At 73.3% G+C, this 12,586-nt stretch carries 12 protein-coding genes; 7 read left to right on the forward strand and 5 right to left on the reverse strand.

The annotated features are described in order from the left end of the window. Nucleotide 1: 1 nt before the first annotated feature. On the reverse strand, nt 2-1,114 hold the full coding sequence (locus EU555_RS23635; RefSeq protein WP_281041302.1) for an ABC transporter permease: 1,113 nt from the start codon (nt 1,112-1,114) through the stop codon (nt 2-4). Beyond that, entirely contained in the window at nt 1,111-2,034 is a 924-nt protein-coding gene (locus EU555_RS23640; RefSeq protein WP_135417673.1) for an ABC transporter permease, read from the reverse strand. The genes EU555_RS23635 and EU555_RS23640 overlap by 4 nt, the downstream gene beginning before the upstream one ends. 389 nt (nt 2,035-2,423) lie before the next feature. Between EU555_RS23640 and EU555_RS23645 the strand changes: the two genes are divergently transcribed. The 3 genes from EU555_RS23645 (at nt 2,424) to EU555_RS23655 (ending at nt 6,245) form a co-directional block, all read left to right on the forward strand. Beyond that, entirely contained in the window at nt 2,424-3,638 is a 1,215-nt protein-coding gene (locus EU555_RS23645) for a hypothetical protein (RefSeq protein ID WP_135417674.1), read from the forward strand. Nucleotides 3,639-3,707: 69 nt separating this feature from the next. After that, entirely contained in the window at nt 3,708-5,174 is a 1,467-nt protein-coding gene (locus EU555_RS23650; RefSeq protein ID WP_135417675.1) for a YcjX family GTP-binding protein, read from the forward strand. 9 nt (nt 5,175-5,183) lie between these two features. Further along, nucleotides 5,184-6,245 carry a YcjF family protein gene (locus EU555_RS23655; protein WP_135417676.1) on the forward strand — a complete coding sequence of 354 codons (1,062 nt, stop codon included), beginning with the start codon at nt 5,184-5,186 and terminating at the stop codon, nt 6,243-6,245. Nucleotides 6,246-6,345: 100 nt separating this feature from the next. Here the strand turns inward: EU555_RS23655 and EU555_RS37145 are convergent, their stop codons facing one another. Both EU555_RS37145 and EU555_RS37150 read right to left on the reverse strand, forming a co-directional pair. Continuing rightward, nucleotides 6,346-6,918: a 3-keto-5-aminohexanoate cleavage protein gene (locus EU555_RS37145; RefSeq protein ID WP_342636496.1), complete on the reverse strand. Its 573-nt coding sequence runs from the start codon at nt 6,916-6,918 to the stop codon at nt 6,346-6,348. A gap of 157 nt (nt 6,919-7,075) precedes the next feature. After that, the gene (locus EU555_RS37150) at nt 7,076-7,276 is read right to left on the reverse strand and encodes a 3-keto-5-aminohexanoate cleavage protein (protein ID WP_245524452.1); all 201 of its coding nucleotides are present in this window, start codon (nt 7,274-7,276) and stop codon (nt 7,076-7,078) included. A gap of 108 nt (nt 7,277-7,384) precedes the next feature. On the opposite strand from EU555_RS37150, the gene EU555_RS23665 reads away from it, so the two are divergent. From EU555_RS23665 to EU555_RS23680, 4 genes are all read left to right on the forward strand, one after another. Further along, nucleotides 7,385-8,275, forward strand: a complete 891-nt coding sequence (locus EU555_RS23665) for a MurR/RpiR family transcriptional regulator (protein ID WP_135417677.1) — start codon at nt 7,385-7,387, stop codon at nt 8,273-8,275. Nucleotides 8,276-8,285: 10 nt separating this feature from the next. Continuing rightward, nucleotides 8,286-9,617: an aspartate aminotransferase family protein gene (locus EU555_RS23670; RefSeq protein WP_135417678.1), complete on the forward strand. Its 1,332-nt coding sequence runs from the start codon at nt 8,286-8,288 to the stop codon at nt 9,615-9,617. Nucleotides 9,618-9,720: 103 nt separating this feature from the next. Continuing rightward, a complete protein-coding gene (locus tag EU555_RS23675; RefSeq protein ID WP_135417679.1) occupies nt 9,721-10,641 on the forward strand; it encodes a transporter substrate-binding domain-containing protein in 921 nt (306 codons plus the stop codon). A gap of 401 nt (nt 10,642-11,042) precedes the next feature. Further along, entirely contained in the window at nt 11,043-11,225 is a 183-nt protein-coding gene (locus EU555_RS23680) for a hypothetical protein (RefSeq protein ID WP_135417680.1), read from the forward strand. A 73-nt stretch (nt 11,226-11,298) separates the two neighbouring features. On the opposite strand, the gene pobA is transcribed toward EU555_RS23680, so the two are convergent. Beyond that, entirely contained in the window at nt 11,299-12,498 is a 1,200-nt protein-coding gene (gene pobA, locus EU555_RS23685; protein WP_135417681.1) for a 4-hydroxybenzoate 3-monooxygenase, read from the reverse strand. Nucleotides 12,499-12,586: the final 88 nt, after the last annotated feature.

Below are 12,586 nucleotides of genomic sequence, written 5' to 3' on the forward strand. Positions count from 1 at the left end.
CTCAGGCCCGCACGTCGAGGGCGACGCGCAGGCGCTCGCCCAGCAGCGTCAGGGCGAGCAGCGTCGAGACCAGGAACCCGGCCGGCACGACCAGCATCCAGGGCGCGCTCTCGAGGCTGCGGGCGCCGTCGGCGATCAGCACGCCCCAGCTCGTCGCCGGCTCCTGCACGCCGAGGCCGAGGAACGACAGGAAGCTCTCGAGCAGGATCACCCGCGGCACCATCAGGGCCGCGAAGGCGACGACCGGCCCGAGCAGGTTCGGCACGACGTGCCGGCGCAGGATCGCCGCCGTCGACAGGCCGAGCGCCTCGGCGGCACGGACGTAGTCGCGCCGGCGGATCGCCTGCGCCTCGGCCCGGACGATGCGGGCCATGTCGAGCCACTCGACGGCGCCGACCGCGACGAAGATCAGCGCCACCGAGCGGCCGAAGAACACCACCAGCATGATGACGAAGAACACGAAGGGCAGGGAGTACAGGATGTCGACGAGGCGCATCATCGCGGCATCGATCCGCCCGCCGAGCGTGCCGGCGAGCGCCCCGTACGCGACCCCGATGCCGAGCGCCACCGCGGTCGCCAGCAACCCGAGGGCCAGCGACAGGCGCCCGGCCACCAGCGTGCGGGTGAGGAGGTCGCGCCCGAGCGTGTCGGTGCCGGCAAGGAAGCGCAGGCGGCGCAACGGCGCCTCGACGGTGAGCCGCCGGCCGTCCTCGGCCCGCCCGAGGATCCTCGCCTCCCCGAAGGTGTCGGAGCGGGCAAAGAAGGTCAGCACCCGCGGATCGACCGGCTTGTCGGCAACGAGTGTCAGGCGGACCGCCTCCGGCGTCACCGCGACGTCCTCGGCCCGCACCCGCATGCGGAGGGCGAGCCGGTCGAGGGCCGGGCGCACGGCGTCCGGGCGGGGGTAGAGCGAGAGCGAGGGCCGGGTGGCGGGATAGTCGTAATGGAGCCGGTCGTAGGGGTGCCCGGTGAGGAAGGGGCCGAGCAGGCAGGCCAGCGCCAGGAGGGCGAGGATCGCCATCCCGGCCCGCGCGGGACGATCGCCGGCGAGGCGCCGGCGGGCGCGGGCGAGGAGCGAGGCCCCGTCCTCCACCGGGGTCGCCGCGGCGCTCACCCGAAATCCCTCAGGCGCGGGTCGATGAGGGCGCAGAGGAGGTCGGCCATGAGGTTGAGCACGAGGACGAACACCGCGATCAGCACCACGGTGCCGAGCACCAGCGTGTAGTCGCGGTTGATGGCGCCGTCGACGAAGTAGCGCCCGACCCCCGGCAGGCCGAACACCGTCTCGACCACGACCGAGCCGGTGAGGAGGCCCGCGGCGGCGGGCCCGAGATAGGACACGACCGGCAGGGCCGCGCCCCGCAGGGCGTGGAGCGCCAGGAATCGGGGCGGCAGGCCGAGGGAGCGCAGGGTGCGCCAGTGCGGCCGGTCGACCACCTCGACGAGGCCGGCCCGGGCGAGACGCGCCACCACGGCGACCTGCGGCAGCGCCAGGGTGACGACCGGCAGGACGAGGTTTTTGGGGTTTCCGCCGTCCCAGCCGCCGACCGGGAGCCAGCGCAGCGACAGCCCGAAGGCGATCTGCAGGAGAGGGGCCACCACGAAGCCCGGCACGGTGAGGGCGAAGGTGCCCAATGTCGTGACGGCGTGGTCGAGGCCGGAGCCCCGCCGCAGGGCCGCGAGGGCGCCGAACGCCGTCCCGAGGACGAGCGCGACCAGGAGGGCGAGGCTGCCCAGGGTCATCGAGACCGGCAGGCCGCGGGAGAAGAGCTCCGCCACCGAGAGGTCGCGCACCGAGAAGGACGGCCCGAGATCGCCCCGGGCCAAAGCCGCGACGTAGCGCCCGTACTGGACCAAGAGCGGCTGGTCGAGTCCGTAGACCCGCCGCAGATTCTCCATCGCGGCCGCCGGGAGCGGCCGCTCGAGGTCGAACGGACCGCCGGGCGCGAGCCGGACCAGGAAGAACGACAGGGTGACGACGATGACGAGCGTCGGGATGCTCTGGGCGAGGCGGCGCAGCAGATAGGCGAGCACGGAAGCGGGATGGACCGGAGTGGGATGGGATCGGTCCGGGAGGATAGGGCATCGGGGCGGGGCAGGGGGGCCTTTTTTCGCCAGGAGGACGGCGACGCCATGCCGGGCCGGCGGGGCGGAAGGCGCATCACCCGCGTCGGCCCTGGCGCGCGCCGTCACCTGTCAGGCGCAAGGACGTTCCCGCACGGCCCGACGGCCTCCGGGACGCCGCGGCGGGCACGCACCGGCGCGTCCCGCAGCCAGGGAAGCGTCGCGGTCGCCCATCTCGGTCCGGCGCGTCAGGCCGCGGCGCCGGCCGGGAGAGGCGAGAACGGCACCCCTGTCGGTGGAACGGAGCGATCGGGAAATCGCTTGAGACAGCCGAGCCTCCGCCACGCCTCCCGGGTCCCGTGATCCTCTCCGCCTTCCTCTCCTTAAGCCTCGCGGCCGGGCCCGCGACCGACACGGCCGCCGCCCTGGTGCGGGACGCCGCCGCGCGCCTCGGTGCGGGGCTCGGCACGGCCACCGTCCTGGCGGCGCCCGCGCCCGGGATGCCGGTCTACCAACCCGAGGCGCGGGCGGTGTCGAACTGGCGCAGCGAGACGAAGGCCGGGCTGCTGCCGCTCTCCCTCGCCTGGACCGCCTGGGCGGCGCCGGCCGACCCGGCCTTCGTGGCGCGCTGCGTCAAGCTCAACAATTACTGGTGCATCAAGCGGGCGCGCTGGGACGGCGAGATCGGCGGCGACCAGGAAGGCCATACCGGCTTCGCCACCGCCGGGCAGGGGGCCGACGCCGCCGTGTCCCTGCTGCGGCGCTATTACGGCGAGTACGGGCGGCGCTCGGGCCTGGCGATCGTCCGCCGCTGGGCGCCGGCCGAGTGCGCCGGCCCGGTCGCGGCCCGGGCCGTGACCCCGGCGCGCGCGGCCGCACCTTTCCGCGCCGCCTCGCCGGCGCTGGCGGCCCTGGCGCCCCAGGGCATCGGCCGCACCCTGCGGGCCCGCTTCCTCGCCAGCCACGGCCGCGGCGGGGCGCCCCGGCGGATCGCGCGGAATCCCGCGCGCCCGGCCGCCGCGCCCGCGGTCCGGCCGGTCGCCGGCAACGCCCTGCGCGTCCAGCCCTGGTCGGCGCTGGCCCGGATGCAGGGGCGGCCGCGCCAGCCGGCCCGCACCGTCAAGGCGCTGCCGTTGCCGACCATCGCGACCGGCATCGGCGAGGCGCCGCGCCCGGCGATGCAGGCCGCGCTCGAGCCGGTCCGTGCCCTCGACGGGGCCCGCCTCGCCGCGGAGGCGGCCGCCCTGCCGACGCTCGTCGCCGCCCCGCTCTCGGCCCTGCCGCCATCCTTACGCCCGCCCGCGCCGCTCTGCGGCTCGGACGAGATCCGCATCCAGAACTACGCCGCCCGCATCGCCGGCAGCGTCGGCCTCAAGCCCGGGGACGATCTCGGGCTGTTCACGCCCGAGGGCCGCGCCACCGAGCGCCTCGCCCCGGTGCTGCTGGCGATGTCGTCGGTCGAGCTCGGGGCGCTGCGGGCGAGCCCGGCCCTCGTCGCCGCGGCGATCGCCCGGGCCGACGCGGAGCGCGGGGCGGGGCGCCAGCAGGCCGAGGCGCAAGCCCCGGCGCCGTGACGACCGGCCCTTGCGCAACCCCCGACGCCGCGCCACCTCCCGGATCACGATGAAGCGAGAGCGTACCGCGTGCCGCCCCTGACCGACCTCGCCGCGCGTGCCGGCTCCCTCGCCAAGACCGTCACCGAGGCCACGCGCTCGCTGGCCGAAGCCTCCAACGACCTCCTGGTCCAGCCGACCGTGAGGCTCGGCGTCACCGGCCTCGCCCGGTCGGGCAAGACCGTGTTCACCACCGCGCTCGTGCACCAGCTCACCGGGCTGCATCCGCTGCCGGCCCTGCGCGCCTCGCAGGAGGGCCGCCTGCGCAGGGCCCGCCTCGTGCCCCAGCCCGACGACGCGGTGCCGCGCTTCCCCTACGAGGACCACCTCGCGGCGCTGACCGAGGCGCGGCTCTGGCCGCGCTCGACCGACCGGATCAGCCAGCTGCGGCTCGAGGTCGATTACGAGCGCAGGGGCGGCTGGCGCACGGGACCTGCGAGCCTGATGGTCGACATCGTCGACTATCCGGGCGAGTGGCTGCTCGACCTGGCGCTGATCGAGCAGACCTACGAGGGCTGGTCGCGCGAGACGATCGCCGCCGCCGAGCGCCCCGGCCGCGCCGCGATGGCCGCCCCCTGGCTCGCGTCCTTGCGGGCGCTCGACCCGAACCAGCCCCTCGACGAGATCGTGGCCGAGCGGGCGAGCGAGGCGTTCAAGACCTACCTCGCCGCCGTGCGGGCCGGCCCCGAGGCGGTCGCCACCACGCCGCCCGGCCGCTTCCTGATGCCGGGCGACCTCGCCGGCTCGCCGGCGCTGACCTTCGCGCCCCTGATCCTCACCGGCCCGGTCGCCCCCGACAGCCTCGGCGGCCTGATGCAGCGGCGCTTCGAGGCCTACAAGCACCGCGTCGTGACGCCGTTCTTCCGCGACCACTTCCAGCGCATCGACCGGCAGATCGTGCTCGTCGACGTGCTGGCGGCGGTCGATGCCGGGGCGGCGGCTTTGGCCGAGCTGGAGGAGGCCCTCGACCGGGTGCTGATGAGCCTGAGGGTCGGGCGCAACAGCATCCTGTCGCGGCTGTTCGCGCCGCGGGCCGACCGGATCCTGTTCGCCGCCACCAAGGCCGACCACCTCCACCATTCCAGCCACGACCGGCTCGACGCGCTGCTGCGCCTCCTCGTCGCCCGCTCGTTGCGCCGCACCGAGGCCGCCGGCGCCCATGTCAGCACCCAGGCGCTCGCCTCGGTGCGCTCGACCCGCGAGACCGTGGTGCATGACGGGCCGGCTGCGTTCCGGGCCGTCGCCGGTACGCCGGAGGCCGGCGAGAGCATCGACGGCGAGACCTTCGACGGCGCGACCGAGGCGGCGATCTTCCCGGGCGAGCTGCCCGAGCGGCCGGAAGCCGTGCTGGAGGGGGCGGTGCCGCCGGGATCCTTGCGCTTCCCCCGCTTTCGCCCGCCGCTCGTGTCCCGCGACGCCCTCGGCCGACCGGGCCGGCTGCCGCAGATCCGCCTCGACCGCGCCCTGCACTTCCTGATCGGCGACCGCCTCGCCTGAGGGTGTTCCATGACGCACACGCCGACCCCGCAAGGTCCGAAGCCCCGGGCCTTCCGCCTGCCGCCGGCCGGAACCGAGACCGCCGCGCCACCGTCCCCTGGCACCGAGACGGCGCTGCCCGACGGGATCCGGGTGGTGGAGGAGCCGTTCGAGATCGTCGAGGCGGCCGACGGCGTCGCCGTGCCGGTGGCGCCGCGCCCCCGCGCGCCCTGGGCGACGCTGCTGCTCTCGGCCCTCGGGGGACTGGCCTCCCTCGGCATCGGGCTCGCTGTCGAGCGGCTGATCGCCGACCTCTTCTCCGCCGCGCCCTGGCTCGGGATCGTGGCCCTGGTGCTGCTCGCGGTCGCGGTGGTGGCGCTTCTGGCGATCGTCTGGCGCGAAGTGGCGGGCGTGCTGCGCGAGCGCCGCATCGAGGCCTTGCGCGGGGACGCCCTCGACGCGCTGCGCTCCCGCGACCACAGCGCCGCCAAGGCGGTGGTGCGCAGCCTCTCGGCGCTCTATGCCGAGCGGCCGGCGATGGGCGCGGCCCGCGCGCGGCTCGCCGCCCTCGACGACCAGATCCTCGACGTCGAGGACCGGATCGGGATCGCGGAGGCCGAGCTGCTGAGCGCCCTCGACCGCTCCGCCAAGGCGGCGGTGGCGGAGGCCGCCAAGCAGGTCTCGGCGGTGACGGCGCTGAGCCCGCGGGCGATCGTCGATGTCGGCTTCGTGATCTTCGCGGCGGTCCGGTTGCTCCGCCGCATCGCCACCATCTATGGCGGCCGCCCGGGCCTGTTCGGCTTCCTGCGCCTCGCCCGCGCGGCGCTCGCCCATCTCGCCGTCACCGGCAGCGTCGCGGTGGGCGACAGCCTGGTGCAGCAGGTGCTGGGCCTCGGCGTCGCCGCCCGCATCTCGGCGAAGCTGGGGGAGGGCGTGCTCAACGGATTGATGACCGCGCGCTTCGGCCTCGCGGCTCTGGCGGTGTGCCGCCCGCTGCCCTTCACCCGCGAGCCGCCGCCGCGGCTCGGCGACGTGGCGGGGGAGCTGCTCAGGGGCGGGGGTGATACGGAGGGGCGGGACGGATCGCGCTGAGGTCCGACCCCCCCAGCCCGACCGTGCGAGGGGCTGATCGCGACCCGTTGCGGCCCCGGGGCGGTCCGCTTTCAGGCTCTCGATGCGGCAGAATCTATCGTCAGGGAGGGTGGTCTTGCGACTGATCGCTCGAGGGGCTTCCCGAGGGTCGAAGCAGACGCCTCCCAGCACCAGACGACGGTGGGGACCGAGGCGACGTCCCGATGGCCAGCCCCTCCTCATGGCGTTCGCCTGAACCACCCCCGAGCCGACCAGGTCGATGCCACCTGCATTCTCGGTCGCCGTCGTCACGGTCGACAACGCGGTCCGCACGCCCACGGTCTGCCGGACGGGCCAAGGGTCGGCAGGCTGCCCCCACAACCCGAACGAGAGCCGATGGAGCGCGGCGCCCTCCCGGTGGGACATCCGACGCCTTCGCTTGCGCCCGATCTGAGCGCCGCCGTGCGGCGTCCGCCGGACGGCCCCCACTTGCAACACGCGTTGCAGACGCGGCGGCGGGTGCCGCCTGGTCGGGCGCCGTCGTCCCGTCCGGGTTGAGAAGGTCGCTCTCGACGCCGACCCGGACATGCCCGCCAAGCAGGGCGGAGGTCGCGGCGCAGGCGTTCTCATGCCGGCCGACAGCACGGGTCGTCGCGTGCCTCGCCCGGGGTTGGTCCGGTGCCAGAAACGGCAGAAGGTCGGACGGCGTCGAGCAACGGCCGCGGCTTCAGGTCGGGCCCCTCGCACCACCGCCATCCGGCGCCGGCGGGTCAAGGCCCGACATCTCGCACGGGATCGGGATCACCCCCTTGTCGCCCGAGGCCGCCCGGACCGCTTTCGTCGCGTCCGCCTTAGGCACCGGCGTCCAGGAGGTGACGTGACGACCCATCCGCGCGGCGCACATGCCGAACCATGCAGGCGCCGGCCTCCAGGCGGGAGGCGACCCCGACGGCGTGCTCCGTCGGCGTCAGGAGGATCGCGGGATGGTCCTCCTTCGTCCGACGCCCGCCTGTCGGTGTGAGGGCGATGGCGGTAGGGCCTGGAAACGACATCGATGCCTCCTCGTTGGCCAGGATGCCCGGCTAAGATACATTCGTTGCAAAAAATCTATCATGCAACAAGTGTTGCAAACGAAAATGAAGAAGGGTACACACGCTGCCATGGAACACGGTCCGCTCACCGAACAGATCGTCGATGCCTTCGAGACCCTCGGGCCTCAGCTGAAGGCCGCTGCGCGCTTCGTCCTGGACCAGCCCAGCGAGGTCGCATTGCTGTCGATGCGCGAGCAGGCCAAGCGTGCCGGGGTTCAGCCCCACACCATGACGCGCCTCGCCCAGCGCCTGGGTCTTGCCGGATACGACGACCTGCGCGCGCTCTATGCCAGCGCCGTTCGCGAGGGATCGCTCGGCTTCTCGGGCCGGGCGGACCTGCAGGTCGCCCACCAGAAGGCGAAGGGCGAGCGCGCGCTGGCGGTCGACATCATCGCGTCGGTCGGGGCGCAGGTGCAGAGGCTGGCGGAGCCCCAGGCACTCGACCGGCTCGTCGCGGCCGCCGACCTGCTCGCCTCCGCCGAGCGGATCTACTGCCTCGGCCTGCGGTCGTGCCATCCCGTCGTCGGGCATTTCGCCTACGTGATGTCCTTTCTCGGGGAGCGCGCGGTTCTGCTCGACGCGGGCGCCGGCACCGGGCTCGACCCGATCCGCTCGGCCTCGCCCGCGGACGTCCTCCTGGCAGCCTCGGTCGCCCCCTACACCCGGGCGACCATCGAGACCGCCCGCTACGCGCATGGCCGCGGCGTCCCGATCGTGGCGGTGACGGACAGCCCCGTCTCGCCGCTCGCGGGGCTCGCCCGGGAGAGCGTCATGGTTCCGGCCGACAGCCCGTCCTTCTTCCACACCATCGCCCCCGCCCTGGTGGTCGGGGAGATCCTGGCCGCTCTCGTCGCCGGCCGCGGCGGCGACGCCTCGCTGGCGGCGATCAAGCGCAGCGAGGCGCAGCTCACCGCCTTCGGCATCCACTGGTCGCCTCCGACCGCCAGAACGACACCCTGAGGACATCGTCATGACCCGCATCCTGCACCGACAGATCAACGCCGACCTGCGCGTCGCCTCCGGCGGCCGGGGGGTCGAACTCTTCGACCAGCACGGGCGCGGCTACATCGATGCCTCCGGCGGCGCAGCGGTGTCCTGCCTGGGCCATGGTCATCCCGACGTGATCGCCGCCCTCCACGCCCAGGCCGACAAGCTCGCCTACGCCCATACCAGCTTCTTCACGAGCGAGGCGGCCGAAGCGCTGGCCGAGCGCCTCGTCGCCGGCGCGCCGGCTGGGCTCGACTACGTCTACTTCGTCTCGGGTGGTTCGGAGGCGGTCGAGGCCGCCCTCAAGATGGCGCGCCAGTACTTCGTCGAGATCGGCCAGCCGCAGCGGGCGACGATCATCGCCCGGCGCCAGAGCTACCACGGCAATACCCTGGGCGCCCTGGCAGCCGGCGGCAATGCCTGGCGACGGGCCCAGTTCCAGCCGCTGCTCGCCGAGACCCACCACATCGATCCCTGCTACGCCTACCGCTACCGGGAACCCGGCGAGACGGAGGAAGCGTACGGCCTGCGTGCCGCACAGGCCCTCGAGGACAAGATCCTGGAGCTCGGCCCGGAGACGGTGATGGCCTTCGTGGCCGAACCGGTCGTCGGGGCGACCGCCGGCGCCGTCCCGGCCGTACCGGGATACCTGCGGCGCATCCGCGAGATCTGCGACCGGTACGGGGTGCTGCTGCTCCTCGACGAGGTGATGTGCGGCATGGGCCGCACCGGCACGCTCCACGCCTGCGAGCAGGACGGCGTCGCCCCCGACCTGATGACGGTCGCCAAGGGGCTCGGCGGCGGCTACCAGCCGATCGGCGCGACCTTCCTGTCAGGCCGCATCTACGACGCCTTCGCCGGGGGCTCGGGCCTGTTCCAGCACGGGCACACCTACATCTGCCACCCGATGGCCTGCGCCGCGGCGCTGGCCGTGCAGGAGGTGATCGCCCGCGACCGGCTGCTCGACAACGTCAAGGCGATGGGCGCCCATCTCGCCCGGCGGCTCGGGGAGCGCTTCGGCAACCACCCGCATGTCGGCGACGTCCGCGGCCGCGGCCTGTTCATGGGCGTCGAGCTGGTCGAGGACCGCGGCACCAAGGCCGCCTTCGATCCGGCCCTGAAGCTCAACGCCCGGATCAAGCACGAGGCGATGAGCCGCGGACTGGCCGTCTACCCGGCCGGCGGGACGATCGACGGGGCGCGCGGCGACCACATCCTGCTGGCTCCGCCCTTCATCATCGACGCCGCGACCGTGGACACGGTCGTGGAGCGCCTCGGCGAGGCCGTCGACGCGGCGATCGCCCAGGCTGCCTGAGAGACGACGCCCGAGGGCGTCCCCGAGACACGCCGCCGCTGGGGCGGCGTGAGCCCCGGATCCGCAGCAGATCGGTTCCGGACCGAACCCTAGGACAATCGACATGATACACTTGAAGCGAGCGGCCGCGGCCGCGGCCGCAACGATGACGCTTGTCTTGACGACACTCGCGCCGATGGCGGCGGCACGGGCCGACGACCTCACCGGGACGTTGAAGAAGGTCAAGGAGACCGGCACGATCACCCTCGGCTACCGGGAGACCTCGGTGCCGTTCTCCTACCTCGACGGCAGCCAGAAGCCGATCGGGTTCTCGATCGACCTGTGCGGGCAGGTCGTCGAGGCGTTGCGCAAGAAGCTCGGCATGGCCGACCTCAAGGTGGCCTACAACCCGGTCAACTCGGCGACCCGGCTGCCCCTGGTGGCCAACGGCACCGTCGACCTCGAATGCGGCTCGACCGCCAACCAGCTCGCCCGGCAGAAGCAGGTGGCGTTCTCGGTCTCGACCTTCGTGGCGCAGTTCAAGTGGCTCACCCGCAGCGACAGCGGCATCGCCTCCGCGGACGACCTCAAGGGCAGGACCGTCGCCGTCACCTCCGGCACCAACACGTCGCAGTTCCTGAACAAGCTCAACCAGGATGAGGGGCTGAAGCTCTCGATCTCGCAGGGCAAGGATCACGCCGAGAGCTTCCTGCTCGTCGACACCGGGCGCGCCGCGGCCTTCATGGAGGACGACATCCTGCTCGCCGGCTTGCGGGCGAATGCCAAGGACCCGTCGCGGTTCAAGATACTCGACAAGTCCTATTCGGCCGACCCCTACGCGCTGATGTTCCGCCGCGACGATCCGGCGTTCAAGGCCTTGGTCGACGAAACCCTGATCGGCCTGATGAAGTCGGGTGCGTTCACAACGCTTTACGTCAAGTGGTTCGAGACCCCGATCCCGCCGCGGAACCTCAACCTCGACTTCCCGATGTCGGACAATCTCAAGGCGCTGATCAGGTCCCCGTCCGACAGGGCGAATTCCTGACCCGATTTCGCGACCGTTGGGTCCGGGGACTCGACGGCCCACCCGCTTCCGACCTCCCAAGCTCCCCGAGCATCGAGGTCCGGGACGCATCGGGACGGTGCGTCCGCTTGCGGGCGATCGACCAATCTCTGCACTCCGCCGTGAGCAGACCCTCGCGCGATCGGTCTGATCGGGTGGGGACCCGAGAGGCGGAACCGGGCCGCCGCCGCCTCTCCGATGCCGGATGCGCGACTGAGCCGACCGGCGGCCCCGCCAGAACCCGTCTCCCGGGTAGGCCCGAGCGGTGACCGCGGTCGTGAGCCGCTTTTCCGACCTCGACGGTGCGAGCCTGCATCACCGCGACACGGGTGCGGGCGAGGACGTCGTGCTCGTGCACGCTGGACGCCGAGGACGACCGGGCGATGCTCGCGCACGGCGACGACGGGAGCTTCGGGCGCGGCCTCGAATGCGTCGAGTCCCTGCGCCGCGTCGCCGAGGACGTGCATGGGGGCGTCGTGGAGGCGTGCGGGTATGGGCCCCCCGAGGAGCGGCCGGATGTCCTGAGCGAGGAACTCCCGCGCTTCTTCGGCAAGGCGGGCGCCTGATCCTGGCGGTCCGGCCGCGGAGCGGCCGGCCGGTTCGGCGCCGCGCGCGAGGCGCCCGCCCTTCGGCCGCCGGTCACAGGCTCGACCGGTCGCTCCCCGAACCCATCGGCAGCCCGACGTAATTCTCCGCGATCACCGTCTGCGCCGCCCGCGAGCCGCGGATATAGGCCAGCTCCGCCACCTGCATCCGGCGGGCGAAGTCGTCCATGTCGGGGAAGCGGTGGGTGAGGCCGGTGAACCACCAGCTGAAGCGCTCGGCCTTCCACACCCGGGCGAGCGCCCGGGCCGAGTAGCCGTCGAGGCCGGACGGGTCGTCGTCGGCGTAATGCAGGGTCAGCGCCTCGGCGAGCATCCGGACGTCGGAGACCGCGAGGTTCATGCCCTTGGCGCCCGTCGGCGGCACGATGTGGGCGGCGTCGCCGGCCAGGAACAGGCGGCCGTAGCGCATCGGCTCGGCGACGAAGCTGCGCAACGGCGCGATGCTCTTCTCGAAGGAGGGGCCGCGCACCAGCCCGGCCGAGGCGGTGGGCCCGAGGCGGGTCTCGATCTCGTCCCAGAAGCGGTCGTCGGACCAGTCCTCGATCCGCTCGTCGAGGCCGACCTGGACGTAGTAGCGGCTGCGGGTGGGCGAGCGCATGCTGGCCAGGGCGAAACCGCGGGCGTGGTTGGCGTAGATCAGCTCGTGGTTGACCGGCGGCACCTCGGCCAGGATGCCGAGCCAGCCGAACGGGTAGACCCGCTCGTAGACCTTCAGCACGTCGGCCGGGATCGTCGCCCGCCCGACGCCGTGGAAGCCGTCGCAGGCGGCGACGAAGTCGCAGGCGAGCGTCTGCGCGACCCCGTCCTTGACGTAAGTCACGCTCGGGCTGGCGCCGTCGACGCCCTCGAGCCGCAGGTCCTCGGCCTCGAACACGATCCGGACGCCGCGGGGCTCGGCGGCGTCGAACAGGTCGCGCATGACCTCCTGCTGGCCGTAGACCGTGACGACGGAGCCGCCGGTCAGCGCCGCCATGTCGATGCGGAAGATCTCGCCGTCATAGGCGAGGTTGGTGCCGGTATGGGGCAGGCCCTCGGCCTTGAGCCGGGCATCGAGGCCGAGCTCTTCCATCAGCGCCACCGTGCCCTGCTCGAGGACGCCCGCCCGCACCCGTCCCTCGACGTAGTCGCGGGTGCGGCGCTCCAGCACCACCGCGTCGATGCCCGCGCGGGCCAGCAGGTGGGCGAGGAAGAGGCCGGCCGGGCCGGCGCCGATGATCGCGACCTTCGTGCGCATGGGAGATGTCCTCGAGGTTTCCATCCGGGGCGCCGCCTGTGTCGCGGCGGCTGCCGATACGCGAAAAGGTGACCGTTGCCCGCGCGGT

Origin of the sequence: Methylobacterium nonmethylotrophicum (assembly GCF_004745635.1) — a bacterium.
In the GTDB taxonomy this organism is placed as follows: domain Bacteria; phylum Pseudomonadota; class Alphaproteobacteria; order Rhizobiales; family Beijerinckiaceae; genus Methylobacterium; species Methylobacterium nonmethylotrophicum.

Coding starts and splice junctions, on each gene's coding strand:
- EU555_RS23680 (WP_135417680.1), top strand. CDS start 11,043: ATGCTCGCGCACGGCGACGACGGGAGCTTCGGGCGCGGCCTCGAATGC.
- EU555_RS37150 (WP_245524452.1), bottom strand. CDS start 7,276: ATGTCGTTTCCAGGCCCTACCGCCATCGCCCTCACACCGACAGGCGGG.
- EU555_RS23665 (WP_135417677.1), top strand. CDS start 7,385: ATGGAACACGGTCCGCTCACCGAACAGATCGTCGATGCCTTCGAGACC.
- pobA (WP_135417681.1), bottom strand. CDS start 12,498: ATGCGCACGAAGGTCGCGATCATCGGCGCCGGCCCGGCCGGCCTCTTC.
- EU555_RS23670 (WP_135417678.1), top strand. CDS start 8,286: ATGACCCGCATCCTGCACCGACAGATCAACGCCGACCTGCGCGTCGCC.
- EU555_RS23655 (WP_135417676.1), top strand. CDS start 5,184: ATGACGCACACGCCGACCCCGCAAGGTCCGAAGCCCCGGGCCTTCCGC.
- EU555_RS23675 (WP_135417679.1), top strand. CDS start 9,721: ATGATACACTTGAAGCGAGCGGCCGCGGCCGCGGCCGCAACGATGACG.